Here is a 25015-nt window from a genome sequence, read left to right on the forward strand (position 1 = left end):
TGACTATCGCCGCGTCGGGCTAGGCCAAATGCATTCGGCAATGCGTTAGGGAGCACCTTGGTAGAAGCAGGGAAGGATGCTGCGCGACGCGCACAAATTGAAGCCGATCAGATGCGCGCCGGTCAGGAAGAAGCCCAAATTGAGAAAGAAGTGTGGGAGGCAAGTTCTTCGCAAAATTATCTAGTGCCGAAGCCTCGGTCGTTGGCAGAGGCATATGCAGCGACATATGGATTGCAGCTCACTGATGGCGTATATCATCCAGGAACAGATGACGCCGACTACCTGGATGCAGGGTTCATCGGCGATTACAAAAAGAAATCGCTTTGGGAGCAAGTTAACAAAAGCAGAGTACGGTCAGATGAACTTATCCCTTATCCGAAGGACTATAATGTCAAGGAACCAAAAAACTGGGTCGCCAAAGGCGAAGAGGTTGATCCTGTGTTTCGGATAGGCGCAAGCGATCCACCACGCCGTCCTGATATCGGAAGTGGCACTTGGAAAAGTGAGGATGCGACGCTAGTATCGAGAATGGAAAAGCAGAGCATTCTTTCTTCGCTTAATGGCGTAGAGGTTATTTGGCCGGATGCCGTGGCGCACTTGCGCCACTACTTCGAAAATACCGGTGAGCCTTTAACAGTAAACCTGCAGCGTATTGTCGAAACAACGCCGGCTGGACGTGATTTTTATATAAATCAACGTAACGCAGCACTTATCTTTTGCTCAAGATAATCTGCGCGATGGCGAAACTATTACTTTTACATCAACGCAATGGAGCAGCGACGATTTTCCGGAGATGAAAATTGGATTCGTGCAATAGGAACATTTTCAGGCTGGTCTACTGCTACCGCTACTAGATCCGGAAATGACTACAGCATGAGTTTTGATCTTAAAATTTACGATAAATACAACTGGAATTCCGGCCAGTCGTTCGATTCATTTGGAAAAGATATATCCGATGATTTTATGGGGAAATTCCATAAGCAGGGCATAGCTCGCGAGTATGAGGTGTTTGGGAACTTGCCACTTAAATTCACGTGGAAAGGCAATCCTTATGGCGACAACGTAACAACTGCAGTAAGAATTCAAAAGAATGGACTAAAATGAAGAATGGGTTTAGATTGCTATTGATATCTGAATTGAGCTATCTTGTATTCATATCTTCAATTTATGTTGTTGACTATCTCAAGTTGGGCACTGAGGTATCTTCAACTGCAGAGATTTCTATATTTTTGTTTGGTGCGGCGACCTTTTTAATTATGCAATTCTGCTTAGTGTTTTCGCTGATGCGATTATTGGGAAATAAAGACCTTTGCGATTTGAAGCATCTATCATCAATTGGCACAGGAATTCTATTAACGGCAGTCACTTGGTTGCACCTGATGGGAGTATTCTCGGCAGCCCTCAAGCCTCAAGGATAGTTGCGGCTATCTAAGTATTGCGATAGTTGCATTCGGCAATGCTATCGGGTCCAGCCTAGCGGAACAGATGCAACAAGGAGGACAGGATGAGGCCACACGCAAGAAGTTATACAGTGTCGGTGGAATGAAGTCGGGAATGAGATTAAAGAGCACGGGAGGCTTCAGTCTAGGCAATGTGAGGGTTGACTTTGACCCGGAATATTCTGCTGGCTCGGAAATCTCAGACGATCAGAAATTGGCATTGAGCGAGGGGGCGGGACCACTTGCCGCCGATGTGGCTAGAAACTGGCTCGCACTTGGAGACGACATTGGTCCGGCAGCTAATGGCCGTCAACTGCCTTCGTCCGATAAGCAAAAAGCTGAAAGTGCCGCCGTGCGCAGGCGCCTTGCCCAACTGGCCACTGATTTCGGTACGGGCACAGGAGAATTTGCTCCCACAACCAAAGATAACAAGAGTCTATGGAGCGCAGTGAAGGACTCTGCGAAAGTTCCATGGAACCTTGCAATGGATGCAGCAGAGTTGGGTGAATACACGCCACTGGGCATGATGCAACGCGGAGCGTACCGTGCTGCTGGCTGGGACTTGCCTCGTCCTGCCGAATTGCGTGCAGGGTATGAAACTCCGGCGTTTGGCTTGTCGCTAGAGTTCCTTGCTCCGTTAGTGCCTGTGTCTAGAATTGCTCGCATTCCTCGGACGCTCGGCGGTGCGGCGTTTGTTGAAGGAAAATTTGTTCATGACCTCAAACCGCTCACCAATTTGGAACTGTACGGGCGGGAGATTTCTCGGACGCCAGACGAAGCAGTGGCACTCTTACGCCGAGTTGGTCACGATGCCGATGAGTTGGCAGGTTATCGCTTTGTTAAACTGAGTGATGGACAAATCGACGAAGCTGAAGATGTTGAAGCGATGGGCCTGCTCATGCGTGGGAGCCGGGAAGACATTGAATTCGCGCGTGCTGCCTTCAAGGATCAAAAGGACATCACCGACGGGACCTGTCAGGAATTTTGTGTGCCGGGGTCGCTGTTAGTTAATTGAGCGCGTTGGTAAAACGTTCCCCAAACAGGATGGCAAACTGATTGGCGGCCATCTTCCAGGTCCGCTGCGGCATCTTCCAATCTTTTTCGATATTGCGCAAGGCCAGGTAGAGCAATTTCGTCGCTGCCTCGTCGCTCGGGAAGTGTCCGCGATTCTTGACGATCTTCCGCAAGCGCATATGCAGGCTCTCAATGGCGTTCGTTGTGTAAATGATCGAGCGTACTTCCGGTGGGTAGGCAAAGAACGGAATTACCTGCTCCCACTGCCGGCGCCACATGGCTACCACTGTCGGGAAGCGTTGGCCCCAAGGGCCTGCCGCAAAGGCATCCAGCGCCGCTGCCGCCGCATCGGCGTTAGAAGCCTGGTAGATTGGCTTGAGCGCTGCCGCAAGCTCCTTACGATCCTTCCAGGAGGCCAGCGTCATCGAGTTGCGAATCAGGTGCACGATGCAGGTTTGGATATGCGCCTGTGGGAACACCGCTTCAATCGCCTCAGGGAAGCCGCGAAGGCCATCAACGACGGCGATCAGAATGTCTTCCAAGCCGCGGTTGCGCAGCTCGTTAAAGACCTTCAGCCAGAACTTGGCGCCCTCTGTTTGCTCGATCCACAGCCCCAGCACTTCTTTGCGGCCGTCGGCACGAATGCCCAGCGCCAGGTACACGGCCTTGTTTTTGACGGTGCCTTCGTCGCGGATCTTCAGGCGCAATGCATCGAAGTACACGATTGGGTACATCGCTTCCAGTGGACGCTGCTGCCACTGCGTCACTTCGTCCATGACCTCGTCGGTGATCGTTGAGATCAGGTCTGGCGACACTTCGGTGCCGTACAGCTCCAGTAAATGTGCCTGGATTTCGCGCACTGTCATGCCTCGGGCATACATGCCGATCACATGGTCGTCAAAACCCGGCATGCGGCGTTGATGCTTGGCTACCAGCTTAGGCTCAAAGCTGGAAAGTCGGTCACGCGGGATCTCCAGTTCGAGCTCGCCGCCCGGTGCCAGCACGGTCTTGCGGCTTTTTCCGTTTCGGTGGTTCTTGGCGTCGCCTTCGGTGGCGAGATGGTGGGTCAATTCAGCCGTCAACATGCGCTCGGCCAGCATTTTCTTCAGCTGGCCGGCAAGGCCCGATTCACCCAGAATGGACTCGGCGTCCTTGTTCTCGACCTGGGCCAGCAACTGGTCGATCAGTTCAACGGGGAATGGGTACTGCTTCTTGGTCTTTGGCTTTTTAGTGGTCATTACGTCGGTCATGGACAATCCCTTTCGGTATTATTTCATGACCCCGGTTTCACACTAAAATTCTGACAGGCTCCACCGACGAATATCAATCGATGCAGATCGGCACCTACTTCCACGGCGAGGCGAATGCATGGCGGCGCGGAGACACCTTCATCATCATTGGAACCCACGAGCTAGGATACGATCCCGTGGAAATGGCCTTGCATCTGGAAATGGGCACCAAACGGGGCCTGGCCGACATGGGCAAAGACCTGAACTCCTGCGGCAAACCCAAATAGGTGCCGTACCGGGCACGCGCTATGCCGCTATTTCTGGCGTAGCGTTTCAATGGTGAGGACGGCCTTTTCCGTGTCATGCGGGAATTTCAAGAATTGTCGCAAGCCCTCGAAGACGGGGCCGACCAACTCCGAGTTCGCTTCCCGGTCGAAGAATGGACTCAAGCCGGCTGCGCTGGCCAGCACCTGGCGGGCTTCATCTCCCAGCCGGATATTCCCAAACGAAGCGTCGGCTTGCGCGGGCAAGGTCTGGTCCGCTTCGGCGATGTGGCGGATGGCGCCGGTTTCGGCGAGGAAGGTCAGGAAGCGCTTTCGACCGTGGGGATTTGCTGCTCGCGATGGCAAGACCAGCACGTCCAGCGGCGCGTCTTCATATTGCGGCATGTCGCGAACAATGCCTGGAAATGCGAAGAAGCCCATATCGTCCGCAATCGCCTCGGGAAATTTTGCGGCAACAAAGCTCCCCATCAACGTCATGCCCACCTGCTTGCGATAGATGTAAGGCAGTACGCGTTCGTGATCGAGCTCGATGGTCGGTTCGAAGAAGTAGCCTTTACGCAGCAGTTCACCCCAGGCATCGAATACTTTTCGAACGCGGGGATCGGTAAAGGGCACATCGCCGCGCAGTACTTTGCGATGGAATTCCAGGCCATTGAGGCGCAAATCGAAATAGTCGAACCAGCCGGTGGCAGGCCAGTTGTGCGCGGCTCCCAAGCCGAGCGGGGTTACGCCAGCACCTTTCAGGCGTTCGCAGACTTTCAAGAAATCATTCCACGATGCCGGTGGTTCGATCCCGAGGCTTTGGAACAGCGATTTCCGATAGACGAAGCCCCAAGGGTAGTAATACATCGGGAATCCGAATACCTCGCCGTCGATCCGGGTTCCCTCCAGCGTGACCGGGTAGAACTTCTTCTTTTTCAGCAGCGCCACCGTATCGGCATCAAGCGGCACCAGCAGCTTGCTTTGGACTGCGTCGCGCAGCCGCTCTCCCGCGTACCAGAATGCCAGGTCGACCTGGCCGCTGCGCAGCCGCGCGGAGAAACTGCGCTTGTATTGCTCCTGCGGATAACCGTGATGTACCACCTCTAGATCGGGGTTTGCCTTCGAGAATTCATTGATGATGCGTATCCATGCAGTCCTTTGGGCGCTGTGCGACACGATATAGTCGACGACCAATTGTTCGGCCCCTACAGCGATCGATGGCAGGCTGGATGACAGGCATAGCGCCACTCCCATCAGCCAAATTCGGCGACGGTCAACCATGTGGATCGATCGCTTCGTCTGCGTAGCCAGCATGAAACAAGTTTGTCCGCAACAACGAATCGTGTCAACGGAGGCCAGCGCGACGCACCGATTCGGGCTATGTCCGTTTCCGCACGGAGTGGCTTTATGCTGAGTCGTATGCTCAGGCTATGAAGATGACAGCAAATCCCTCTGCAATTCCGGATGAACCAGCGCCATCGAGACGGCGCCGTGTTCCCCCATTGTCGCTGGCCGCATGGAGGCAATTCATCAGCGTGGCAAAGCCGTACTGGCTTGGAGATGAAAAGAGGTCTGCCTGGGGCTTGCTGCTGCTGTTGATTGTGCTGATGCTTGCCGAAACCGAGCTTGCCGTGATGCTGAACAACCAGTCCGGCGAGATGACTTCGGCGCTGGCCGGTCGGGATGGCGACCGTTTCTGGCAGTCGGTGCGGGCTTGCCTGCTGATCCTGGTGTTTGCAGTGCCAATCTACGCCTTCTACTACTACATGCGGGACATGTTCGCCAACCAGTGGCGGCGCTGGCTCACCGGACGCTTCCTCGATGGCTATCTGCAGGGGCGCAAATACTACGAACTGACCTCGGAAGGCGAGATCGATAACCCGGACCAGCGTATCAGCGAAGATGTCAACACATTCACCGGCCGCTCGATCCATTTCCTGCTGATCTTTCTGGGCTCGATCATGCAGCTGGTGGCGTTCAGCGCGGTGCTATGGTCGATTTCGCATCTGCTGGTTGGCGTGCTGGCCGTGTACGCCCTGACGGGTACCGTGGTCGCGCTCTACGTCTTTGGCACGCCACTGATCCGTCTCAATTTCTCGCAATTGCGGCGCGAAGCGGATTTTCGCTTCGGCCTGATGCGTTTGCGTGAGAATGCCGAATCGATCGCCTTTTACCGGGGCGAGGCGCAAGAGCGTGCTTACCTCGACGGCAAATTCGACAAGCTGTTCCACAATTTCAGCAGGCTCATCAAGAAGCAGCGCACCCTGAATTTGTTCCAGCGCACGTTCAGCCAACTCACATTGGTGCTGCCCGGGGTGATTCTCGCCGAAGGCGTGCTTTCCGGCCAACTGGAAGTAGGGCGGGCAATCCAGGCGGCAGGCGCCTTTACTGCAGTGCTTGGCGCTGTGGGTGTGATCGTCGATAACTTTGAGAGCCTGAGCCGCTTCGTGGCGGGTACGGAGCGCCTGCAAACCCTGTCCAAGCTCGTGCTGCCGGTGCCGGAGGGCGAGGCAGTTAGCGGGAAAACACGTCCGCGGATCAGGATGCGGCCTGGCAAGCAGATCGCCGTCGATGCCCTGACGGTGTGTCCACCGCAGTCCGAGCGCGTACTCGTGAAAGACTTGTCTTTCGTCCTGGCGCCGGGCGATGCGCTGCTGATCACAGGCGATAGCGGTTGCGGAAAAAGTTCGCTGTTGCGAGCAATCGCCGGCCTTTGGGATACCGGCAGCGGCCTGATTCATCATCCGCCGCTGGAAGACTTTTTCTTCCTGCCACAGCAGCCTTACCTGCAGCAGGGCACGCTGCGCAGCCAGCTCATCTACCCAAGCGTGCAGACGCGGCTGAGCGACGAGCAGTTGCTGGAGATCCTGGTGCAAGTACACCTGCCGCAGCTCGCCGAGCGTGTCGGCGGGCTCGATGCGGTACAGGATTGGGAAAAACTGCTATCGGTGGGCGAGCAGCAGCGGCTCGCCTTTGGCCGTGTGCTGGTGCATGAACCGAGCATCGTGATCCTGGACGAAGCGACCAGCGCGCTCGACTGCGGCAATGAGGCTTCGCTCTACAAAAGCCTGCGTGAAAGCGGAGCTACCCTGATCAGCATTGCCCACCGGGCAGCCGTCAGGCGCCACCATACGCATGTGCTGCACTTGAAAGGCGACGGTGGATGGGAATTGCGTGAGGTGGCTCACGCGTTTTCAAGGTCCCAGGGAACCCGATGAATGCGGATGATCTGGAAGTTGTACTGCTCGGCAGCTAACGAGGTGTCAGTGCTGCTTGCCTGTTGCTGCCGTAGGTAGTCGCTCACCAGCATGGCTGCACCTTGCTCCGTCAGCACGCCAGCCGCCTTTGCCTGTATCTGATGCTCAGACCGGTCGGCATTCCGGTAGGCAATTACCCAAGTTGACACCTGCTTTTCTTCCTGCTGTTCTTGTAAGGGAATCGCGTATGTTATCAAAGCCGAACGCGTACTAGCGCCCGCCTGGCGGCTGCCGTTCATCATATTTCCCAAGTGCAAAGTTTGATGTCGTAAAATTTAACACATCCCTCGTAGCAGATTTTGCTAACTCAGCATAATCAAGTACTTATCTCGTAGGCATGATTGATGCTTCGGTCAGCTTGTAGTTTTCTCAACCTAAATATGGAGCGCGATATGAAAGCTAATACGCTGTTCAAGTCTTGCCTGCTGGCCTGCTCCGTTCTGGCGGGTGCTCAAGCGATTGCCGGTCCTGGCACCGTAAACAGTATCGAATTTAGCTTCATGAACTACAGTAATACCGCTTCACAGTCTTTCAGCAGTTTGCCGTTGACGAGTTTCGACAATACGCCGTCGGTCTCGCCGATCTCCATCCCGACGCCACAGGAAATCCTTCCGGTCGTTGAGGTATTCATCCCCTCGATGCCGGTCCAGACCACTGCACCTGAAGTTATTGCGGTGGTGGATTTGCCGCAAGCGCCAGCGGCCATCCCTGAGCCAGGCACCGCCGCCTTGCTGGGCTTGGGCTGTGCCTTGCTCTTCCTGCGTCGCCGTGGGGGATTCCATGCATAACTCGCGGAGTTTTCCGGCGCTTGCCCTGGCCTTGCTGCTGGCGGCTTGCGGTGGCGGCGGTGGCTCGGGGGGCGCGCCGGTAGTGTCTCCTGCTCCAACCACGCAGACGCCATCGCCTACCGAAGGCAACATCGTCACGTCGGTTCCGGCGCCGACTTACGCGGCAGGCAGCGGCAACCTGAGCATCTTCAACGCCATCAATGCCTTGCGCAGCAAGATCGGTTCCGGGTTGCTGGCCCAGAGCCTGTTGCTGGACAAGTCGGCGGGGGCGCACTGGAGCTACATCAACCAGAACGGCATCAGCGAACTGCATGGCGAAACGGCGGGCAAGCCTGGGTACACAGGCGTTCGCGCGGGGGACCGGATTGCCGCGGCGGGCTATACCGCCTCGGTCTCGGGGGAGGCGATCTTCAGCACAGTCGGTACGGACAAATACATGACCTGTGTTGCGGAGTGGGCCAATTCGGTTTATCACGCGGCCCTGCTGTTTGCCAGCACCATTGATATCGGTGTAGCGGCAAACAACTTCAACCCGGCGGAGGGCGCGTCGACCCTGTGCGTGGTGGACGTTGCGACGAGTACAACGCAAACGGCGCAGTTGCCGGGCGCGGGCAGTATTCGCGCATATCCCTACGCAAACCAGGCGGACGTGCCTTTTGTCTTCTTCAATCGCACCGAAACGCCAACGCCTGTGCCGGACCTGGTCGAAGCGGGCACGCCCGTAACGGTCAGTTTCGAAACCAGGGGAATGGCAGTGACGGCGCCGATTGCGATCAGCCAGTTCACGCTGACGCCTGCGGGCGGCACGGCAGTCGAAGCGCGCATCCTGGTGAACAAGGGAGGCAAGCTGGGCCCGGTCATCGCGAGCAATGGTCCTGCACTGACGGATGACGGGAACATGCAAGGTTTCACCGCAACGCTGGTGCCGGTGCTGCGGCTGAAGGCCGCTACCGCCTACAACGTGGCGCTGATCGCTGTCGTGGATGGAAAGACCATCAACAAGTCCTGGACGTTCACAACCGCCGCACAGTAATGCTCGTACCGAGGGCCGGCAATCCTGTGCGGAATGCCGGCTCATTTCATTTACTTCGGGCGCGGGGAACGCACGCCTTTATCGGGCCGCGCAAGGGTGCCTGAGCGCAGCATGCGCACGGCATGCCCGACGGCGCGCGCGACGTTGCGGACTTCTTGCTTGAGGGCTTCGTCCTTGTCCATCGCATCGTGGCTAGTGGCGTAAGGCTCGTAATAGCCAAGGTAGCGGTCAAGCCGGGCCTGCGCGCCGGCATCGATCAACTCCATCCAATCGAGCCAGTCGGAGAGATTGCGCCGCAGGCTTTCCACGCCGGCGACGTCGCCATGCACCACAAGGCCATAGGCGCGCCCGGCCAGGTGTTTGGGGTAGGGCCAGCCAGCCAGCTCCAGGGCCTTGGCTTCCTCGGGCTTCTTGCCATGGGTGCTGGTCGGGTCGGGATTGCCGCCGTCTGCGCATACCAGGCGATCGATCATCAGCTTCAGCACGGAAGGCGCCTGGTACCAGTACACCGGCGTAAAGATGATGACACCGTGCGCGGACACCCACTTTTCATATATATCGTTCATCCAGTCATTGACCTGGCCAAGGCCGTGATTGGGGTAGCAGCTGCAGGGCCAGTGGCAAAGCGGCATGGCGGTGGAAACGCAGCCCTTGCACGGATGGATGCGCAATTCAAACTCGGAGGTCAGGCGGCTCAGATCCAGGACGTCGGTATCGATTCCTTCGCTGGCCAGCGTGGCCTCCGCCAGCTTGAGCATGCGCCAGGTTTTCGACATTTCGCCGGGGCAGGTGCCGTCATTCCGCGCGGCGCCGCAGATCAACAGGACGCGTGAAGGCGTGGCCGGATCTTTCTGTCGCTGTTCGGCTGCTTGCAGGCGGGCAGCAGCGGCCTTCCATTCAACTGACAGCTCGTAGCCAGGATCGGCATATCCCGACCCGGCCGGTTCCGTCACCGGCGCCTTGCGGCTGTCGCTGAAATCTTGCCACGCCACTTCCTCCAGCTTCGCCACCTCGTCGCGCAGTCTGTCGAAGCGCGGGTCGGCAAAATTGCGCGTAAAGCGCAGGTGGAACTCGGCGCGTTCCAGCTTGGCGGGGGCCTGGCCTTTGCGGACTTCACTCATGTTTGTCTCCCGTTCACGGGCAATGTGCCATGGCTGGATCAGCGGGTCAGTTCGACAGCGAACGCAGGGTTAGTGGAAACTTGATCTGGATCAAGGTTGAGGCGAGGGTGAGAGAGCTAGGATTGAAGCATGGCAAAGAAGTTTCCAATCATTCCCTTGCACCCGGAGCGGGTCTGCTGGGGTTGCGACAAGTACTGTCCCGCTGACAGCCTGGCGTGCGGCAACGGTTCCGAGCGAACCCAGCATCCATCGGAGCTGTTTGGACCCGACTGGATGGAGTGGGAATCTCCTCTCCTGGAACCCCAGCCGGAAGCCAAGGCGAAGAAGAGCGCCTGACGCGGGCCTATTCAGGCAGCCTGTAAGAATACGAGACCGGGAACTTGCGCTGCGTCCCCGGCGGGAACACCTTCGTGTGTTGCAAGGTCCGGGCAACCGCTTCGTCATACGCCGGGTCGCTGGATGACTGGGTTCTCTGCACGTTGATGACTTTGCCCATCCCGTCCAGCTCGACGTCGAAACTCACTTTCAGCACTCCTGACCCTTTGCCCCGTTCCGGTACATAGAAGATCTGTCGCCGAACTGCCTCCAGCTGCTCCTCGGTGGGCGGCGTCTCTTCCGGGGCGATCTGCAGCGTCCTGGCGGCTTGCAGTTCTTCGTGCATGGCCTGGTTGACCGCATTCTGGTAGGCGACCGGGTCGGCTTGGCGCGTCGTGGAGGTATAGCTTGGTCCGTGGCTGCCGCTGGTAAGAAGCGCGGCGCATCCTTTCACCAGCAAGATGATCATGAAAGTGATCTGCCAGCCCGACCAGCTCCAGCCCGACTTGCCGCTGCTTTCCACCGGAGCTTCGCCAAGCGGAACGGCGCCCGTTGTGCCGTTGCGCGCGATCTCGGCCTGCGCTGCCTGGTGCCATTTCTGCAGGATCTCGCGATCGATGATGATTGAGAACCAGTGATAGAAGCGGTCCGTCAGCTGATGGAACAGAATCAGGTCGTCCCTCGCCGCGACGCGTTCGGGATTTGGCGTATTGCGGACCGTCTGGATCAACTGTTTGACGGTCCCCATGGCGTGTGCCGACATCGATTCATACAGTTTCCACTGGTCTATGGCACGGTCCACCATGGCGCCGGCCTCGCCAAACTGCTGGATGCGGCGGCTGTCGCGTGCCCAATCCAGTACTTCACTGGCGGCGACGAACAAGGTTTCGTGCCCGGGCTTCCAGCCGGTGGCCAGGAGATGGGCAATGCGTGCCTCGAAGATGGTGCGCGCAGTCAGATTGAGCAGGCTGTCGTGTGATAGCGATGCCTGCAGCGCTTCCCGCCAGCGGGACTGGTGCCTGCTCTCGTTTTTCGACACCAGTTCCTGTGCGCTGGACTGGAATTGTGTGAAAGCCTGGTCGGCGAGTTGGTATGGATCGTCGGGAGCCGGCTGCGCGACAATGACGGGCTCGGTTTCGGGGGCGGCGGCCAGCGGGGTGCCCACGTCGTCGACGCCGGCGGGAGCCGCTGCCTGGCGCTCGACTTCCAGGTGCGCTTGCCATTGAAGTGCTACTTCATAGGCCTGGCGAAGTTCCTGGAAACCGTCCGGGTCAGCCTCCTGGTCGATCTTTTTCAGCTCGCGCGCATAAGCACGGCGAATATCCTTGGCGTCCGCGCCGGCATCTAGTCCAAGCCGGAGCAGGAAGGGGAAAGTGTCGCGCATGCTAGGAATCCAGGTTCAGGAAACTCTGGTGCTCGAAGTATTCCAGCGCTTCGTTGAAGGTGCGGGCGGCCTGGCGCGAAACCCGCATGTCCTGCGCCTCCAGCGCGCGCTCGAACTGCATGATCTGGCGGCCCAGGTGTTCGCGGGCTTCGCCGCGCAATTGCTGGTACAGGCGTTCGCCGCGGGCCAGCATGGTGCGGAATTCGATGCGCTCGCGCGGGTGGATCTTCAGCTCGGACAAGGCTGCGAAACGTTCCTTGATTTCTTCCTGGGTCAGCATGCCTGGATTACCTTCAATCACCAGGGCGTGGGTCTGCTTGGTCAGGAGCACCGTCGCTTCCACTTGCAGCAAGCCGTTGGCGTCGTAGGTGAAGCGCACGTCCACGCCGTTGTTCTGGCCAGGCACCTGCGAAATCGGTACTTCGATGGTTCCGAGCTCGATATTGTCGCGGGCCATGCGCGCTTCACCCTGGAAGACGTTGATGCGCAAGGCAGTTTGCCGGTCGCTGGTCGGATGGTAGTTCTTGACCTTGCTGACCGGGACCACGGTGTTGCGTTCGATGACCGGATCGAAGTGGCCGTGCGAATACTGGTCGCCACCCAGGTGCATCGATACCTCGACGCCCAGCGAGTAGGGAGCCACGTCGGTCATGACCACTTCATCCAGGGCGGCATCGTTCATTTTCAGGCCGGCTTGCACGGCCGCGCCCAGCGCTACCACTTCATCCGGATTGATGTCGCAGGATGGGAAGCGGCCAAACATGCGTGCCACCATGCGGCGCACGATCGGCATGCGCGTGGCGCCGCCGGCCAGCACGATGTTATCCAGGCTGGCAGTCTGCAGGTTGGCGTCACGCAGTGCGCGCTCGACCGGCGAGCGCAGGCGAGCCAGCAAGGGCGCGGTAATGCGTTCGAGGCCTGCCTCGTCCAGCGGCATGGAATAGGTGATGCCGGCGTGGTTGGTCTGCAGCAGCGCTTCCGGCGCTTCGCTGAGCTTGCGTTTGGCCTGCTCGGCTTGCGCCACCAGGCTTTGCATGAACCGGCCGTCCTGCTTCAGTTCGACGGGAATGGAAGCCTGCTTGAAGAACTCGTCGATCAGCAGGTTGACGAAGTCTTCGCCGCCCAGGAAGTTGTCGCCGGCGGAGGCCCGCACTTCCATCACGCCTTCAAACAGGTCGAGTACGGAAACGTCAAAGGTCCCGCCGCCCAGGTCGAACACCAGGAATTGGGTTTCCTTGCCGCGCTGGTGAATGCCGTAGGCGAGGGCGGCGGCCGTCGGTTCGTTCAGCAGGCGTTCGACCTTGAGGCCTGCCAACTGGCCTGCGGCGCGGGTTGCCTTGCGCTGCGCGTCGGAAAAATAGGCCGGAACGGTGATGATCGCTTCGGTGATTGGCTGGCCGAGGGCCGCTTCTGCATCCTCTTTCAAGGCGCGCAGGATCAGCGCCGACAGTTCCTCGGCGCGGAAGTTGCGCCCGCCGAGCGTGAACTGCTTGTTGCTGCCCATATGGCGCTTGAAGACGGAAGCGCTGTTGGTGGGGTGGGTCTGCAGGCGCTCGCGCGCCGCCTTGCCGATCAGGATGGTGCCGTCTTCGTCAACGCTGACGCAGGACGGGGTGAGGAACTCCCCCAGGCTGTTGGGGATCAACCGTGGCTCGCCGTTGTGCCAGGCGGCGATGAGGCTATTGGTGGTGCCGAGGTCGATGCCGACGATCATTTGCTGCTCCGATGTAAATTTCACAAAAGAGTAGCCTAGCATTTATTTCTGAATGAGAAAAGTCGTTGCCTTTTATGAAGGCTTCGGCGCCATAGATTAGTCATGAAAGCGACAGTCCGCCCGATTGCCAGAATCTGTGGCAAGCCGCCTGATCGAGGCCTAAAATATTGTCGCATTACGAGAAAGGAGGAAATCATGGCTAATCTGAGGCGTTACGATCCATTGACTGAGCTGGCCCGTTTCGATCCCTTCCGCAACTTTGAAGACCTGTTCCGCGACTTCAGGATGGCAAACATCACGCGCGAAGGAGAGGGGCAACAGCCGATCCGCATCGACGTGCACGAAAATGAATCCTCGTACACCGTTCGAGCCGACGTGCCGGGCGTGAACAAGGACGACATCAAGGTCGACATTTCCGGCAACCGCGTGACGATCGCCGCCGAGACCAAGCGGGTCGAGGAGGAAAAGCAGGGCGGTACCGTTGTGCGGAGCGAACGCTATTTCGGCGAGCAGTATCGCAGCTTTACCCTGGAACACGATATTGATGACAGCCGGGCCACCGCCAAGTGCGAAGGCGGCGTGCTGGAGCTGACTTTGCCGAAAAAGGCCAAGCAGGGTAGCCGCAAGCTGGAAATCCATTAAACCCTGACCGGCAAGGTCAGGATGAAACTGGTGCCCTCTCCGAGGGCACTTTTTACGTCTATGCGCCCGCCGAGCAAGCCATACACGATGTTGTAGACGATGTTGAGCCCAAGGCCGGAGCCGCCGCGTCCCAATTTGGTGGTGAAGAAGGGATCGTAGATCTTGCCCATGTTTTCGGGAGCGATGCCGATGCCGTTGTCGCGTACCGAGATCGCTACCGAGTCCGTGCCGATGGCGTCGGCCGTGATGACGATTTCGCCATGCTCCTTGCCTTCAAAGGCATGAATCAATCCATTGTTGACGAGGTTGATGAGCACCTGGCCGAATGGTCCCGGGTAGCTGGCCATGACGATCCCGCGCGGTATGGCGTGGCTGACCCGGATGCCGGACTTCTTAAACGTCGGCATCAGCACCAGCAGGATTTCTGATACCAGTTCATCCAGCTGGAATTCACGGCTTTGCGAAGTCGCCCGGTCGACGGCAACCTGCTTGAAGCTCGACACCAGGTCCACCGCACGATGAAGGTTGCGCAGCACGATCTGGCTGCCGTTGTTGACGTCGCCAAGATAGGCGGCGAGTGCGGAGCGCTTGACGCCGGATTCCACCGCGGAGGCAAAGGCCGTGGTCTGGTCCAGCAGGGTGCTGACGGCCAGCAGGCTGTTGCCGATAGGCGTATTCAATTCGTGCGCCACGCCGGCAACCAGAGAACCCAGCGCCGCCAGCTTTTCGCTGCGCACCAGCTCCTCTTGCGCGCGCTGGAGGCTGCCGAGGGAATCGGCCAGTTCGCGGTTGGTGTCGGCGATCTGGCGGGTACGCACATTGACCAGGTCTTCGAGTTCCAGTTCGCTGCGCTTGCGGTCCGTGATGTCGGTGGAGACGCCGCCCAGCGCCCAGATATGGCCGAATTCGTCGATCAGCGGGAATTTCTCGGAAATATAGGTGCGTGGGCCGCCCACCGTGCCGCCGGAGGTCTCTTCATGGCTGGAGGCCCGCCCGCTCGCCAACACTGCGCGGTCGGCCTGGCGGATCGAATGCGCCATGTCGCGGCTGAACAGCACTTCGTCGGTATTCCCGAGCGGCTCAGGCGACCCGGGAGGCAGCAGCATGCGGAAGCTGTGGTTGACCATCAGGTAGCGGCCGTCGAGGTCTTTGACGTAGATCACCGCTGAGGACTTCTCGACGATGTTGGTGAGCAGGGCCTGGCTGCGGCGCAGGGCTGCATCGCGCGCTGCGATGGTGGCGAGCATGGCGTTGAAGGCCGTGGCCAGCCGGCCGACTTCGTCTCGGCTGCTGACCGGCGAGCGCAGGTCGAAGCGCTGCTCGCGCGTGACGCGGTCGGCGACGGCAGACAGCGCGAGCAGCGGCTGCGTGACCAGCCGGCGTGAACTGAAGGCATACAGGATGCCGCCAAACGACAGGGTGAGCAGCACCACGCCGAGCACCAGGCCGTACTGGCGCAGTCGCTCCAGCACCGACGGCAGGTGGTAAATGGTCGCCAGGTAGCCGACCAGCTCGCGCTCGAACCGGATGGGGGATAGCGTCGCCAATGCGTAACCGTCGAAGCGATGCCCTTCGCGTTCCAGTTCCTGCGACCATTCGCACCTTTCGGAGGGATCGCGGTTGAAGTGGCTAAACACGCGTTTGTCGGCAGTGAACAGGCAGGCCTGGGTAATCTCGGGACTGCTGCGCAAGGCTTCCAGCTTGCGCGCCGCGGCGCTGCTGTCGCCGAAGTTGAGGTCCGAATCGAAGCTCAATGCGAACAGTTCGCTGCGCACGGCGAGGTCTTGCACCACGCGCGGGCGGGCGACCAGCAAGTCGTAGCTGGCCAGTGCAAGCAGTGCAACGAGCATGGCCGCAATCGTCGTGAGGACCGACACCAGCAAGAGTTTGCGCTGGAGTCCTAGATCACGGAAGAAGCCCTGGAAGCTTTTCATGGGTGTGGCCCATTTGCACCGGAGTAATTATCTTAGCTCAAGCGTCACGTGAGCCACAAGCATGCGACATTCCCATGTAATTGTTGCTATGTTTGGCGTATGACAGAACAACAAGACGACAGCGAAAAGCCACAGCCGCCGCCGGCGCAGGATGCGGGCGCGGAACCGCCTGTGCGTCCCGGCCGCTCGTCGCGGGCGCGGCTGCTGGAGTGGCAAGGGCCGGTGTTCTGGATGTCATGCGGGGCGCTGCTGGCCGGCCTGGCGGGTGGCGCGGTCGTCCTCGCGCAGCGCGTAGGCATTGAACGGGACCTGATGGCAGTCGCCACCACGCTTGCACCGGATGGCGGCAGGGCGCAGGCGGCGCCAGGGCCGCAGGCCGTGGCGCGGGCGCCGGCGCTTGCGGAACCGGGAATGCAGGGCGCCAGCAGGCAAGGCGGGTCGGCGTTGGAGGGTTCATCGGTGACGGAGCCCGCAGCAAGCAAGCCCGTCGCGGCTCCGCGCCACCGCGCGCGCCCTGGGAATGGCGCTACTGCGCGCTCGAAGCATCAGGCCAGCGCCAAACAGCCGCCACGCAAGAAAAGTGCACTGCGCCGCAAGCTTGTAGCCGAACCGGAGAGGTACGCGGAAGTCTTCAAGCGCTGCCCATGGCCTGGGGAGCGCGGCGCCGTGGAGTGCCGGCGGCATATCTGCAATGGCGCGGAAAGCGAAGGCCCGGCATGCAGGCCATACAGGTCGAAGCTGCGTTAAGCGGCAGGAAGCGAGATGAAGGAGCGCTGGCGTTCGGCGAGTTCCTGGCATGCCAGGCAAGTCGCGGCCCCAGGCTGGGCCTGCATGCGCCCCGCGGAGATCGCGCCCCCGCAGCGCAGGCACTGGCCAAAGGTCCCGGCCTGCAAACGCTCCAGCGCAGCATCGATCGCCGCCACTTCGGCAGAGTCGCGGCCAGCCAGTACCTCGCGCCGCTGGCGCAGGACGGCAGTCCAACGGTCAATTTCTTCAGGTAGCATGGCTAGTCTCCACTTTTGGGGCACTTTAACGGGCATCTTGCGCCGCGTCACCAGTGTCGCTTGACCTAAGTCAAGTTTGACCGCCTTATTCTTGAGGAGCCGCATTTGGCCTCTTGCCCCAAGGGACGCTACAATCTTAGGATGACTGGATTTGACCACCGACAGGACCAGGCTTTGACACATTCAACGATTGCGGAACGCAGCCTGCAATGGCTGCTGGCGTCGGCGACGGACGCGATGCTGATCATCGACAAGGAAGGCCAACTGATCCTGGTCAACCCGGCGCTGGAAAACCTGTTTGGCTATGAGCCGGGCGAACTGCAAGGCAAGTCGCTGGAATCGCTGATTCCCGAACGCTTCCGCCACGGCCACGTTGGCCTGCGCGGCAGCTATTTCGAACGCCCGCATCCGCGCGCCATGGGGGCCGGATTCGAACTGTTCGCCACCCGCAAGGACGGCACCGAGTTCCCGGTCGAGGTGAGCCTGTCGCCCCTGCAGGATAATGGCACCCAGCCGATGGTGATGGCGACCATCCACGATATCAGCGCCCGCAAGAAGGCCGAACACGCGCTGCAGGAAAGCGAAGCGCGCATGCGCGCGATCTTCGAAACAGCGGTCGATGCGATCATCACGATCGACGAGCACGGCATCATCGAACGGGTCAACCCGGCCGCAGAGCGCATGTTCGGCTATCCGGAATCGGAAGTCCTGGGCCGCAACGTCAAGATCCTGATGCCGGCGCCGCACCGCGAAGCGCACGACGGCTACCTGCAGCATTACATGACCACCGGCGAAAAGCGCATCATCGGCAAGGGCCGTGAAGTGCAGGGCCTGCGCCGCGACGGCAGCATCTTTCCGATGGACCTGGCCGTCACGGAAATGTGGCTGGGCGGGCGCCGCATGTTCACTGGACTGGTGCGCGACATCACCGAGCGCAAGCACGCCGAAGAAAAGGCGCAGCAACTGCTGCAGGAGCTCACCAGCGCCAACGAAGAACTGACCAACTTTGCCTACGTCGTGTCGCACGACCTGAAAGCGCCGCTGCGCGGCATCGGCTCGCTGGCCGACTGGCTGGCGCATGATTACGCCGACAAGTTCAATGAAGAAGGCAAGGAGCACATGCGGCTCCTGATCAACCGGGTCCACCGCATGGGTGCCCTGATCGACGGCATCCTGCAGTATTCGCGCGTGGGCCGCATCAAGGAAGCCGTGGTGCCGGTGCAGCTCGACCAGCTGGTGGCCGAAGTGGTTGACCTGCTGGCAGTTCCGGCGCATATCAAGGTTACCGTGATGCCCGGCATGCCGACAGTTGCCGGCGAACCGACCCGCATCCAGCAGTTGTTCCACAACCTGGTGTCCAACGCGGTCAAGTACATGGACAAGCCGGAAGGCGAAATCGAAGTGGGCTGGGCCGACGAAGGCAGCCAGTGGCGCTTCCACGTTCGCGACAACGGCCCCGGCATCGCGGAGCGTCATTTTGAACGGATTTTCCAGCTGTTCCAGACGCTGGCGCCGCGCGACCGGGTTGAAAGCACGGGTGTCGGCCTGGCGCTGGTGAAAAAAATTGTGGAAATGTACCAGGGCAGGGTGTGGCTGGAGTCCGAGCTGGGCAAGGGCACGACCTTCTATTTCACCCTGCCAAAGAAAAGAAAGAATAACGCATGAATAATACGAGCAAGCCGATCCTGCTGGTGGAGGACGACCAGGTCGACGTGATGACCATCCTGCGCGCGCTGAAGGAAGTCCATGTCAGCAACCGTGTCGTGGCGACGGAAAACGGCGAGGCCGCGCTGGAATACCTGCGCGAGCCGGGCAACGAACAGCCATGCATCATCCTGCTGGACCTGAACATGCCGATCATGAACGGCATCGAGTTCCTGCAGAACGTCAAGCAGGACCCGCTGCTGCGCCGCATCCCGGTCATCGTCCTGACCACGTCGGAAGAACAGCAGGACAAGATGCGCAGCTTCGACCTGGGTGTCGCCGGCTACATGACCAAGCCGGTGGACTACCGCCAGTTCGTGGAGGTGGTCCGCTCCATCAACCTGTACTGGACGATCAGCGAGCTGCCATGAACAGGGTAAGGGTCCTTATCGTCGAAGACGATATCGTTGACCGTATCGCCTGCCGCCGCGCCTTTGCGCAGGCGCCGGGCTTCAACTGCGAATTGCTGGAAGCGGAAAGTGGCCAGGAAGGCCTGGATATCGCCTTGCGCGAAGAGCCCGACTGCATCCTGCTCGATTATCACTTGCCCGACCTGACCGGGCTTGAATTCCTGGCACGTCTCGCGGCAGACCGCGGCGAACCCCAGCCAAATATCCCGGTGATGATGCTGACCGGCGCCGACAGTGCCACCGTTGCGGCGGAAGCGATGCGCCGCGGCGCGCGCGACTACCTGGTGAAGGACAACGACGGCCGCTACCTCGACTTCCTGGCGGGCGCCATCGACCGCCTGCTGCGCGAGCAGCGCCTGATCGACGAGAAACAACTGGCTGAACAGGTGCTGCGGCAGTCGCAGAAAGAGCTGCGTGAACTGGCCGCGTACCAGGAAAAACTGAAGGAACACGAACGCACCCGCATCGCCCAGGAAATCCATGATGAACTGGGCGGCCTGCTGACCGGCATCAAGGCCTATATCTCGGTCGCCATCGAGCGCGGCGGCGAGCAATCGGACCCACTGTTGAAGGATGCGGCCAAGCTGGCGCAAGATGCGATAGAGACCGTGCGCCGCGTGATTACCGACCTGCGTCCAAGCGTGTTGGACCAGCTGGGCATCTGGCCTGCGCTGGAATGGTATGCGGAACAGGTGGCGCAGCGCAGCGGCTTGCAATGCACCTGCAATATCACGCCGGAGGCGCAGGCGCTGGAGCTCGATGCGGAGCGCAGCACCATGTTGTTCCGCGTCGCGCAGGAAGCGCTGACCAACGTGGTGCGCCATGCCGAAGCGAGCGAGGCGCGCGTCATCGTGGATATTGACGGCGAAAACGTGGTGCTGCGGGTGGAAGACAATGGCAAGGGTATCGAAAGTGCCGGCTTGTCCGACCGGGAATCGTGGGGCTTGTTCGGCATGCACGAGCGCACGCGCCGCTTTGCCGGCGAACTGAATATCAGCGGCAAGGCCGGGCAGGGCACTACCCTGCAGCTGCGGCTGCCTTTGGAGGACAAGAATGGGTGACAAGATCACCGTTTTGCTGGTCGACGACCATGCGATTGCACGCAATGGCGTGCGCCTCATGCTGGGCACGGCGCCCGACATCAGCGTGGAGGGCGAGGCCGGCAACGCCGTCGAAGCGATGCAGCGCGTGGCCGAGCGCAGTTTCGACGTGGCGCTGGTGGACATCAAGATGCCGGGCAAGAATGGCCTGGACCTGTTGAAGACCCTGCGCAGCGAATGCCCGCGCATGGCGGTGCTGGTGCTGAGCACCTATTCCGAGGAAATTTACGCGGTGCGCGCGCTGAAATCGGGCGCCTCCGGCTACCTGACCAAGGATGCGCCGACGGCGACCCTGATCGAGGCCGTGCGCAAGGCTGCCTCGGGCGGCAAGCACGTGAGCCCGGCGTTGCTTGAAAAACTGGCAACCCTGGTCGGCGGCGGCCCGAGCGGCGACCACGAAGAGCTCTCCAACCGCGAACTGGAAGTTTTCAAACTGATTGCCCAGGGCGAGTCCCTGGTGCGCATAGGGGAAAAACTACATCTCAGTCCTAACACTGTGACAACCTATCGCAGCCGCATCCTCGAGAAAATGGGCATGTCCACGAATGCTGAGCTGACCCGCTATGCCCTCGAGCACGGGCTGATCTGAGCGGCTGTAGGGGAACCACTACAGCAACTACACAGGATGCTTGATACCGGGAAATGACGCCGGGCGCGATACTGCTTCCATCGAAAACAAGGAGCAGCAAAATGAGCCCGGTCATCCCAATCACCCCTGCAAACGCCACCAAATCCTGCGCACCAGTCGCAGCCAAATGCTCGCTGTGCAGCTTCAACCGCCTTTGCTTGCCACAGGGCCTGGCCGACGAAGATGTTGCTCGCCTTGACCAGATCATTTCCCGCCGCCGCCGCGTGAACCGCGACGAGCCGCTGTACAAGACCGGCGACAGCTTCCACAGCCTGTATGCCGTGCGCTTCGGCCACTTCAAGACCGTGCAGGTGAACCAGCGCGGCGAACAGACGATTGGCGGTTTCCACATGGCCGGCGACCTGCTGGGCATGGAAGCCATCGGCAATGGCCAGCATTCCTGCAATGCCGTGGCGCTGGAGGACAGTGAAGTCTGCGAGATCCCCTTCAACCGCCTGCAAGAGCTGGTGATGCAGATTCCCGGCTTGCTGCAGCAGTTCCACCGCACCATGAGCCGCGAAATCCAGCGCGAGCAGTCGGTGATGCTGTTCCTGAGCCATATGCGCGCCGAACAGCGGCTGGCCATGTTCCTGCTGAACCTCGCTGGCCGTTACGCCCAGCGCGGCTACTCTTCGACCAGCTTCCAGTTGCGCATGTCGCGTGAAGATATCGGCGGCTACCTGGGCCTGACCGTGGAAAGCGTCAGCCGCCAGCTGGCCCGCCTGCGCCAGGATGGCTCGATCGTCCTGAGCAACCGCGATCTGCGCATTACCGACCGCGCCAGGCTCGAGGCCATGTCGTCCGGCGGCATGGCGCAGGAACTCGCTGTCGCCTGACCGGCTTACCAGTTTTCTCACCTGTAGGGGGTGTATGGGGCAGCTCTTGCTGCCCCTTTTTTATTGCGCGAACACTTCTTTGGCGGCCATCAGGCCGTTGAGCGCAGCCGGAAAGCCGGCGTAGACGGCCATCTGCATGATGGTCTCCACGATCTCTTCGCGGCTGACGCCGACGTTGAGGGCGGCGTGGATGTGCACCTTGAGCTGGGGCGCAGCGTTGCCCATGGCGGTCAGCGCGGCCACCACAGCGATCTCGCGTGATTTCAGGTCAAGCCCCGGGCGCGAATAGATGTCGCCAAAGGGGAATTCGATCAGGTAGCGGGCGAAATCGGGCGCAATATCTTCCAGGCTTTGCACGACGCGGTCGCCGGCCTGGCCGTCGACTTCACGCAGTTTTGCGAGCCCGCGCTCGTAGCGGCTTTCGGTGTTCATTGGCATGTGCTCCATCGGTGGTTGGATTCGACGCCAGGGACTGCTCCAGGGAGCGGTAATACTCGATCTTGGCCTGCAATGATGCTGCAGATTGTTGCATCGCCTCGATTTCGGCGAGCACGTTCTGCATATGCTCTTCCAGCATCCGGCGCCGTTCCGGCACCGTCGAGTCCCCAGCGCCGCGAAGTTTTGCGAATGACTGCATTTTGCCGATTGGCATATGGGTCGTTCGCAGACGCAGCAGGAATTCGATCCAGGCAAGGTCCGAGGCCGCATAGCGCCGCCGGCCGCCCGCTGCACGATTGACCGGGGCAATCAGCCCGATGCGCTCGTAATAGCGGAGGGTGTAGGCTGTGAGGCCGGTACGTTTGGCGACTTCGTCAATGCTCAGGTGCGATTCCATGGGGTGATCGTAAAAGTTAGAGTGCACTCTAAGTCAAGCACTTTATTACTCTAACCGGGAAGCCGCAACTGCGAGCGCAAGGTCCATCGTGTTGATGTGGGCTTCGAGCCAGTCCGGCAGCGTGCGGATGATGTCGCGTGCCGTGGCTTCCTCGTCGTCCTTCAGCAGGCGCAGGGTGCGGGCGACCTTTTCCAGCAAGTAGCCATGGGCTGCGCGGTGGGCCTGGGCAGCCGGGTAGGCGATGCGCTCCATCAGGCTGTTTTCTTCGCGCAGGTGTTCCATGAATTCAGCTGCCAGGTCGCGGCAGGCTGCGTCAAAGGCGGGACGGGGCAGGCTTTCCATGGCGTCGAGCATGTCGAAGACGATGCGGTGCGACTGGTCGAGAACGGGAATGCCCAGTGCGAGGTCCGGCCCGAAGACGATGGAATCCATGGGGTTCTCCAGTAGTGTCGAACCGCAATTGTGCCGCTGGAAAAAATTCGGGCACATGATCCATGTCAATTTTCACTTTTGACAAAGTCTATGAAGGCGCGCAAGGGCGGCGGAACCAGCCGGCGCCCTGGGTAGTAGAGGAAAGGGCCCGTAAAGGATTGCCACCAGGGTTCCAGCACCGCTTCCAGGGCGCCATTGTCCAGGTGCGGGCGCAGCCAGTCTTCGAACAGATAGATGACCCCGCTTCCTGCCTTGGCCGCGTCGACGATCAGTTCAACGGCACCGGATGGCTCCACCAGCAAGGGGCCGTTGACATCGACTTTCACGGTTTCCCCATCGCGCCTGAATTCCCATGGCGGTACGGCGCGCCCGGCAAAGCGCATGCGCAAGCAATCGTGCTGGAGCAGTTGTTGCGGATGGTCGGGCCGCCCGCGTTTGTCGAGGTAGACAGGCGCGGCAGCGGCGGCAAAGCGCTGGACCCGTGGGCCGATGGGTACCGCGATCATGTCCTGCTCAAGGCGCTCGTCATAGCGAATGCCTGCGTCGCAGCCCGCGGCAAGCACGTCGACGAGGCCCTCTTCTGCGGCAATTTCCAGTTGTATGTCGGGATAGGCGGCCAGGAACGCCGGTACGATGGCCGGCAATACCAGTCGTGCTGCACTGATGGGGACGTTCAGCCTCAATCTGCCGGCTGGCCGGTCGCGCAAGCCGTTCACTTCGGCGAGGGCGGCATCGACTTCTGACAGGGCGGGCTGGAGGCGCGCCAGCAGGCGCTTGCCCGCTTCAGTGGAGGTGACGCTGCGCGTGGTGCGGTTCAGCAGCCGCACTCCCAACTGGGCTTCCAGGCGGCGCACCGCTTCGCTGAGACCGGATGCGCTGACGCCCATCGCACGCGCGCCATCGCGAAAGCCTTGGGCGCGTGCAACGGCAATGAAAGCATTCAGGTCGGCAAGATCGACGCGCATTGTGCAAATTTTCGTACGGGCTGTTTTGATTATACCGGCTTATCGAACGGTCGATTCGCTTCTAGACTGGGAACCTCATTGAAAAGGAGCTCTACCATGTCCCAGCAACCATCCACTTACTGCCTCGGAGACCTGATCGTCAATCGCATGGGTTACGGCGCCATGCGCCTTTCAGGGCCGCATGTTTTCGGGCCGCCGGCCGATACAGCAGGCGCATTGAAGGTCTTGCGCACGGCGGTTGAATCCGGTGTCGATCACATCGACACCAGCGATTTCTACGGCCCGCACGTAACCAACCAATTGATCCGCGAAGCCTTGCGCCCCTACCGCGATGGCCTGGTGATTGCCACGAAAATTGGCGCCCGGCGCGGCGCCGATTCTTCCTGGCTGCCGGCTTGTTCGCCTGCTGAACTGGAACAGGCCGTGCATGACAACTTGCGCAACCTGGGGCTCGACAAACTGGATGTCGTCAATTTGCGCCTGATGATCGATCCGATGCAGCCGGCTGAGGGCTCGATCGAAGAGCCGCTTGCCGCGCTGGCCGAGCTGCAGCGCAAAGGCCTGGTACGCCACATCGGCTTGAGCAACGTGACCCATGCCCAGGTAGCCGAGGGCCGGCGGATGTGCGAGATCGTGTGCGTGCAAAACCAGTACAACCTGGCCCACCGCAATGACGACGCCTTGATTGATGAACTGGCACGCGATGGTATCGCCTACGTGCCGTTCTTCCCCTTGGGCGGGTTCTCGCCGCTGCAGTCGTCTACCTTGTCGCGTGTCGCCGCCCGCTTGGGCGCGTCCCCGAACCAGGTGGCCCTGGCTTGGCTGCTGTACCGGTCGCCGAATGTGCTGTTGATTCCGGGGACCACCTCGATTGCCCACCTCAAGGAGAACCTTGCCGCGCAGGCGCTCGATTTGCCCGGCGAGGTCCTGGCGGAACTGGATGGCATGGCGCGCTAGCGGCGCGC

At 60.1% G+C, this 25015-nt stretch carries 28 protein-coding genes; 16 read left to right on the forward strand and 12 right to left on the reverse strand.

The features are described 5' to 3' along the window. Window positions 1-57 precede the first annotated feature (57 nt). The 3 genes from ACN9MY_RS16425 (at window position 58) to ACN9MY_RS16435 (ending at window position 2454) form a co-directional block, all read left to right on the forward strand. Window positions 58-729: a hypothetical protein gene (locus ACN9MY_RS16425; RefSeq protein ID WP_426335765.1), complete on the forward strand. Its 672-nt coding sequence runs from the start codon at window positions 58-60 to the stop codon at window positions 727-729. 39 nt (window positions 730-768) lie between these two features. Continuing rightward, entirely contained in the window at window positions 769-1104 is a 336-nt protein-coding gene (locus tag ACN9MY_RS16430; RefSeq protein WP_426335766.1) for a hypothetical protein, read from the forward strand. A gap of 450 nt (window positions 1105-1554) precedes the next feature. Further along, the gene (locus ACN9MY_RS16435) at window positions 1555-2454 is read left to right on the forward strand and encodes a hypothetical protein (protein ID WP_426335767.1); all 900 of its coding nucleotides are present in this window, start codon (window positions 1555-1557) and stop codon (window positions 2452-2454) included. Here ACN9MY_RS16435 and ACN9MY_RS16440 read toward each other — a convergent pair. After that, a complete protein-coding gene (locus ACN9MY_RS16440; protein WP_426337627.1) occupies window positions 2447-3691 on the reverse strand; it encodes an IS256 family transposase in 1245 nt (414 codons plus the stop codon). The two genes, ACN9MY_RS16435 and ACN9MY_RS16440, sit on opposite strands and share 8 nt — an antisense overlap. Window positions 3692-3783: 92 nt before the next feature. On the opposite strand from ACN9MY_RS16440, the gene ACN9MY_RS16445 reads away from it, so the two are divergent. Next, a complete protein-coding gene (locus tag ACN9MY_RS16445) occupies window positions 3784-3969 on the forward strand; it encodes a hypothetical protein (RefSeq protein ID WP_426335768.1) in 186 nt (61 codons plus the stop codon). Between the two features lie 27 nt (window positions 3970-3996). Here the strand turns inward: ACN9MY_RS16445 and ACN9MY_RS16450 are convergent, their stop codons facing one another. Next, the gene (locus ACN9MY_RS16450; protein ID WP_426161484.1) at window positions 3997-5262 is read right to left on the reverse strand and encodes an ABC transporter substrate-binding protein; all 1266 of its coding nucleotides are present in this window, start codon (window positions 5260-5262) and stop codon (window positions 3997-3999) included. A gap of 215 nt (window positions 5263-5477) precedes the next feature. Here ACN9MY_RS16450 and ACN9MY_RS16455 point away from each other — a divergent pair, with 215 nt between their 5' ends. Then, window positions 5478-7166 carry an ABC transporter ATP-binding protein/permease gene (locus tag ACN9MY_RS16455; RefSeq protein ID WP_426337640.1) on the forward strand — a complete coding sequence of 563 codons (1689 nt, stop codon included), beginning with the start codon at window positions 5478-5480 and terminating at the stop codon, window positions 7164-7166. Here ACN9MY_RS16455 and ACN9MY_RS16460 read toward each other — a convergent pair. Further along, the gene (locus ACN9MY_RS16460) at window positions 7133-7447 is read right to left on the reverse strand and encodes a hypothetical protein (protein WP_426335769.1); all 315 of its coding nucleotides are present in this window, start codon (window positions 7445-7447) and stop codon (window positions 7133-7135) included. The genes ACN9MY_RS16455 and ACN9MY_RS16460 overlap by 34 nt on opposite strands. 150 nt (window positions 7448-7597) lie before the next feature. On the opposite strand from ACN9MY_RS16460, the gene ACN9MY_RS16465 reads away from it, so the two are divergent. Further along, window positions 7598-7993: a PEP-CTERM sorting domain-containing protein gene (locus tag ACN9MY_RS16465; RefSeq protein ID WP_426335770.1), complete on the forward strand. Its 396-nt coding sequence runs from the start codon at window positions 7598-7600 to the stop codon at window positions 7991-7993. Continuing rightward, window positions 7986-9026, forward strand: coding sequence for a CAP domain-containing protein (locus tag ACN9MY_RS16470; protein ID WP_426161488.1), 1041 nt, complete (start codon window positions 7986-7988; stop codon window positions 9024-9026). Before ACN9MY_RS16465 ends, ACN9MY_RS16470 begins: the two co-directional genes overlap by 8 nt. A gap of 50 nt (window positions 9027-9076) precedes the next feature. Here the strand turns inward: ACN9MY_RS16470 and ACN9MY_RS16475 are convergent, their stop codons facing one another. Continuing rightward, complete coding sequence (locus tag ACN9MY_RS16475) at window positions 9077-10147, reverse strand: flavodoxin family protein (RefSeq protein ID WP_426335771.1); 1071 nt, start codon at window positions 10145-10147, stop codon at window positions 9077-9079. A 129-nt stretch (window positions 10148-10276) separates the two neighbouring features. Here ACN9MY_RS16475 and ACN9MY_RS16480 point away from each other — a divergent pair, with 129 nt between their 5' ends. Further along, window positions 10277-10483, forward strand: coding sequence for a DUF3079 domain-containing protein (locus ACN9MY_RS16480; protein WP_426335772.1), 207 nt, complete (start codon window positions 10277-10279; stop codon window positions 10481-10483). 7 nt (window positions 10484-10490) lie between these two features. Here the strand turns inward: ACN9MY_RS16480 and ACN9MY_RS16485 are convergent, their stop codons facing one another. Further along, a complete protein-coding gene (locus ACN9MY_RS16485; RefSeq protein WP_426335773.1) occupies window positions 10491-11846 on the reverse strand; it encodes a TonB C-terminal domain-containing protein in 1356 nt (451 codons plus the stop codon). Window position 11847: 1 nt separating this feature from the next. Then, complete coding sequence (locus ACN9MY_RS16490) at window positions 11848-13560, reverse strand: molecular chaperone HscC (RefSeq protein WP_426172217.1); 1713 nt, start codon at window positions 13558-13560, stop codon at window positions 11848-11850. A 195-nt stretch (window positions 13561-13755) separates the two neighbouring features. Between ACN9MY_RS16490 and ACN9MY_RS16495 the strand changes: the two genes are divergently transcribed. Beyond that, complete coding sequence (locus ACN9MY_RS16495; protein ID WP_426161492.1) at window positions 13756-14202, forward strand: Hsp20/alpha crystallin family protein; 447 nt, start codon at window positions 13756-13758, stop codon at window positions 14200-14202. Here ACN9MY_RS16495 and ACN9MY_RS16500 read toward each other — a convergent pair. Continuing rightward, complete coding sequence (locus ACN9MY_RS16500) at window positions 14199-16136, reverse strand: ATP-binding protein (RefSeq protein WP_426335774.1); 1938 nt, start codon at window positions 16134-16136, stop codon at window positions 14199-14201. The two genes, ACN9MY_RS16495 and ACN9MY_RS16500, sit on opposite strands and share 4 nt — an antisense overlap. A gap of 99 nt (window positions 16137-16235) precedes the next feature. Between ACN9MY_RS16500 and ACN9MY_RS16505 the strand changes: the two genes are divergently transcribed. Then, window positions 16236-16883, forward strand: coding sequence for a hypothetical protein (locus ACN9MY_RS16505; protein WP_426335775.1), 648 nt, complete (start codon window positions 16236-16238; stop codon window positions 16881-16883). Here the strand turns inward: ACN9MY_RS16505 and ACN9MY_RS16510 are convergent. After that, on the reverse strand, window positions 16880-17140 hold the full coding sequence (locus tag ACN9MY_RS16510) for a TraR/DksA family transcriptional regulator (protein ID WP_426335776.1): 261 nt from the start codon (window positions 17138-17140) through the stop codon (window positions 16880-16882). The two genes, ACN9MY_RS16505 and ACN9MY_RS16510, sit on opposite strands and share 4 nt — an antisense overlap. A gap of 174 nt (window positions 17141-17314) precedes the next feature. On the opposite strand from ACN9MY_RS16510, the gene ACN9MY_RS16515 reads away from it, so the two are divergent. The 5 genes from ACN9MY_RS16515 (at window position 17315) to fnr (ending at window position 21818) form a co-directional block, all read left to right on the forward strand. After that, a complete protein-coding gene (locus ACN9MY_RS16515; RefSeq protein ID WP_426335777.1) occupies window positions 17315-18805 on the forward strand; it encodes a sensor histidine kinase in 1491 nt (496 codons plus the stop codon). Next, window positions 18802-19215, forward strand: coding sequence for a response regulator (locus tag ACN9MY_RS16520; RefSeq protein ID WP_426161497.1), 414 nt, complete (start codon window positions 18802-18804; stop codon window positions 19213-19215). The genes ACN9MY_RS16515 and ACN9MY_RS16520 overlap by 4 nt, the downstream gene beginning before the upstream one ends. After that, complete coding sequence (locus ACN9MY_RS16525) at window positions 19212-20315, forward strand: response regulator (RefSeq protein WP_426335778.1); 1104 nt, start codon at window positions 19212-19214, stop codon at window positions 20313-20315. The genes ACN9MY_RS16520 and ACN9MY_RS16525 overlap by 4 nt, the downstream gene beginning before the upstream one ends. Continuing rightward, complete coding sequence (locus ACN9MY_RS16530; protein ID WP_426335779.1) at window positions 20308-20943, forward strand: response regulator; 636 nt, start codon at window positions 20308-20310, stop codon at window positions 20941-20943. Before ACN9MY_RS16525 ends, ACN9MY_RS16530 begins: the two co-directional genes overlap by 8 nt. A 101-nt stretch (window positions 20944-21044) precedes the next feature. Next, a complete protein-coding gene (gene fnr / locus ACN9MY_RS16535) occupies window positions 21045-21818 on the forward strand; it encodes a fumarate/nitrate reduction transcriptional regulator Fnr (RefSeq protein ID WP_426161500.1) in 774 nt (257 codons plus the stop codon). Between the two features lie 60 nt (window positions 21819-21878). Here fnr and ACN9MY_RS16540 read toward each other — a convergent pair whose 3' ends face one another. From ACN9MY_RS16540 to ACN9MY_RS16555, 4 genes are all read right to left on the reverse strand, one after another. Next, window positions 21879-22250 (reverse strand): carboxymuconolactone decarboxylase family protein, encoded by a 372-nt coding sequence (locus ACN9MY_RS16540; protein ID WP_426161501.1) that lies wholly within the window; start codon window positions 22248-22250, stop codon window positions 21879-21881. After that, window positions 22204-22653 (reverse strand): MerR family transcriptional regulator, encoded by a 450-nt coding sequence (locus ACN9MY_RS16545; RefSeq protein WP_426335780.1) that lies wholly within the window; start codon window positions 22651-22653, stop codon window positions 22204-22206. The genes ACN9MY_RS16540 and ACN9MY_RS16545 overlap by 47 nt, the downstream gene beginning before the upstream one ends. Before the next feature lie 45 nt (window positions 22654-22698). Continuing rightward, window positions 22699-23085, reverse strand: coding sequence for a bacteriohemerythrin (locus tag ACN9MY_RS16550; RefSeq protein ID WP_426335781.1), 387 nt, complete (start codon window positions 23083-23085; stop codon window positions 22699-22701). A gap of 65 nt (window positions 23086-23150) precedes the next feature. Further along, window positions 23151-24050, reverse strand: a complete 900-nt coding sequence (locus tag ACN9MY_RS16555; protein WP_426335782.1) for a LysR substrate-binding domain-containing protein — start codon at window positions 24048-24050, stop codon at window positions 23151-23153. Between the two features lie 96 nt (window positions 24051-24146). Between ACN9MY_RS16555 and ACN9MY_RS16560 the strand changes: the two genes are divergently transcribed. Then, window positions 24147-25007 carry an aldo/keto reductase family oxidoreductase gene (locus ACN9MY_RS16560; protein WP_426335783.1) on the forward strand — a complete coding sequence of 287 codons (861 nt, stop codon included), beginning with the start codon at window positions 24147-24149 and terminating at the stop codon, window positions 25005-25007. Window positions 25008-25015 lie beyond the last annotated feature (8 nt).

It is taken from the genome of Pseudoduganella sp. R-31 (genome assembly GCF_049913235.1).
Lineage (GTDB): Bacteria > Pseudomonadota > Gammaproteobacteria > Burkholderiales > Burkholderiaceae_D > Rugamonas.

Bases quoted from the DNA above. Each gene is read 5' to 3' on its own strand.
- ACN9MY_RS16475 (WP_426335771.1), bottom strand. From the start codon at position 10,147: ATGAGTGAAGTCCGCAAAGGCCAGGCCCCCGCCAAGCTGGAACGCGCC.
- ACN9MY_RS16430 (WP_426335766.1), top strand. From the start codon at position 769: ATGGAGCAGCGACGATTTTCCGGAGATGAAAATTGGATTCGTGCAATA.
- fnr (WP_426161500.1), top strand. From the start codon at position 21,045: ATGAGCCCGGTCATCCCAATCACCCCTGCAAACGCCACCAAATCCTGC.
- ACN9MY_RS16505 (WP_426335775.1), top strand. From the start codon at position 16,236: ATGACAGAACAACAAGACGACAGCGAAAAGCCACAGCCGCCGCCGGCG.
- ACN9MY_RS16495 (WP_426161492.1), top strand. From the start codon at position 13,756: ATGGCTAATCTGAGGCGTTACGATCCATTGACTGAGCTGGCCCGTTTC.
- ACN9MY_RS16490 (WP_426172217.1), bottom strand. From the start codon at position 13,560: ATGATCGTCGGCATCGACCTCGGCACCACCAATAGCCTCATCGCCGCC.
- ACN9MY_RS16520 (WP_426161497.1), top strand. From the start codon at position 18,802: ATGAATAATACGAGCAAGCCGATCCTGCTGGTGGAGGACGACCAGGTC.
- ACN9MY_RS16435 (WP_426335767.1), top strand. From the start codon at position 1,555: ATGAGATTAAAGAGCACGGGAGGCTTCAGTCTAGGCAATGTGAGGGTT.
- ACN9MY_RS16530 (WP_426335779.1), top strand. From the start codon at position 20,308: ATGGGTGACAAGATCACCGTTTTGCTGGTCGACGACCATGCGATTGCA.
- ACN9MY_RS16525 (WP_426335778.1), top strand. From the start codon at position 19,212: ATGAACAGGGTAAGGGTCCTTATCGTCGAAGACGATATCGTTGACCGT.
- ACN9MY_RS16540 (WP_426161501.1), bottom strand. From the start codon at position 22,250: ATGAACACCGAAAGCCGCTACGAGCGCGGGCTCGCAAAACTGCGTGAA.
- ACN9MY_RS16545 (WP_426335780.1), bottom strand. From the start codon at position 22,653: ATGGAATCGCACCTGAGCATTGACGAAGTCGCCAAACGTACCGGCCTC.
- ACN9MY_RS16440 (WP_426337627.1), bottom strand. From the start codon at position 3,691: ATGACCACTAAAAAGCCAAAGACCAAGAAGCAGTACCCATTCCCCGTT.
- ACN9MY_RS16510 (WP_426335776.1), bottom strand. From the start codon at position 17,140: ATGCTACCTGAAGAAATTGACCGTTGGACTGCCGTCCTGCGCCAGCGG.
- ACN9MY_RS16560 (WP_426335783.1), top strand. From the start codon at position 24,147: ATGTCCCAGCAACCATCCACTTACTGCCTCGGAGACCTGATCGTCAAT.
- ACN9MY_RS16480 (WP_426335772.1), top strand. From the start codon at position 10,277: ATGGCAAAGAAGTTTCCAATCATTCCCTTGCACCCGGAGCGGGTCTGC.
- ACN9MY_RS16470 (WP_426161488.1), top strand. From the start codon at position 7,986: ATGCATAACTCGCGGAGTTTTCCGGCGCTTGCCCTGGCCTTGCTGCTG.
- ACN9MY_RS16465 (WP_426335770.1), top strand. From the start codon at position 7,598: ATGAAAGCTAATACGCTGTTCAAGTCTTGCCTGCTGGCCTGCTCCGTT.
- ACN9MY_RS16555 (WP_426335782.1), bottom strand. From the start codon at position 24,050: ATGCGCGTCGATCTTGCCGACCTGAATGCTTTCATTGCCGTTGCACGC.
- ACN9MY_RS16445 (WP_426335768.1), top strand. From the start codon at position 3,784: ATGCAGATCGGCACCTACTTCCACGGCGAGGCGAATGCATGGCGGCGC.
- ACN9MY_RS16550 (WP_426335781.1), bottom strand. From the start codon at position 23,085: ATGGATTCCATCGTCTTCGGGCCGGACCTCGCACTGGGCATTCCCGTT.
- ACN9MY_RS16485 (WP_426335773.1), bottom strand. From the start codon at position 11,846: ATGCGCGACACTTTCCCCTTCCTGCTCCGGCTTGGACTAGATGCCGGC.
- ACN9MY_RS16450 (WP_426161484.1), bottom strand. From the start codon at position 5,262: ATGCTGGCTACGCAGACGAAGCGATCGATCCACATGGTTGACCGTCGC.
- ACN9MY_RS16460 (WP_426335769.1), bottom strand. From the start codon at position 7,447: ATGATGAACGGCAGCCGCCAGGCGGGCGCTAGTACGCGTTCGGCTTTG.
- ACN9MY_RS16500 (WP_426335774.1), bottom strand. From the start codon at position 16,136: ATGAAAAGCTTCCAGGGCTTCTTCCGTGATCTAGGACTCCAGCGCAAA.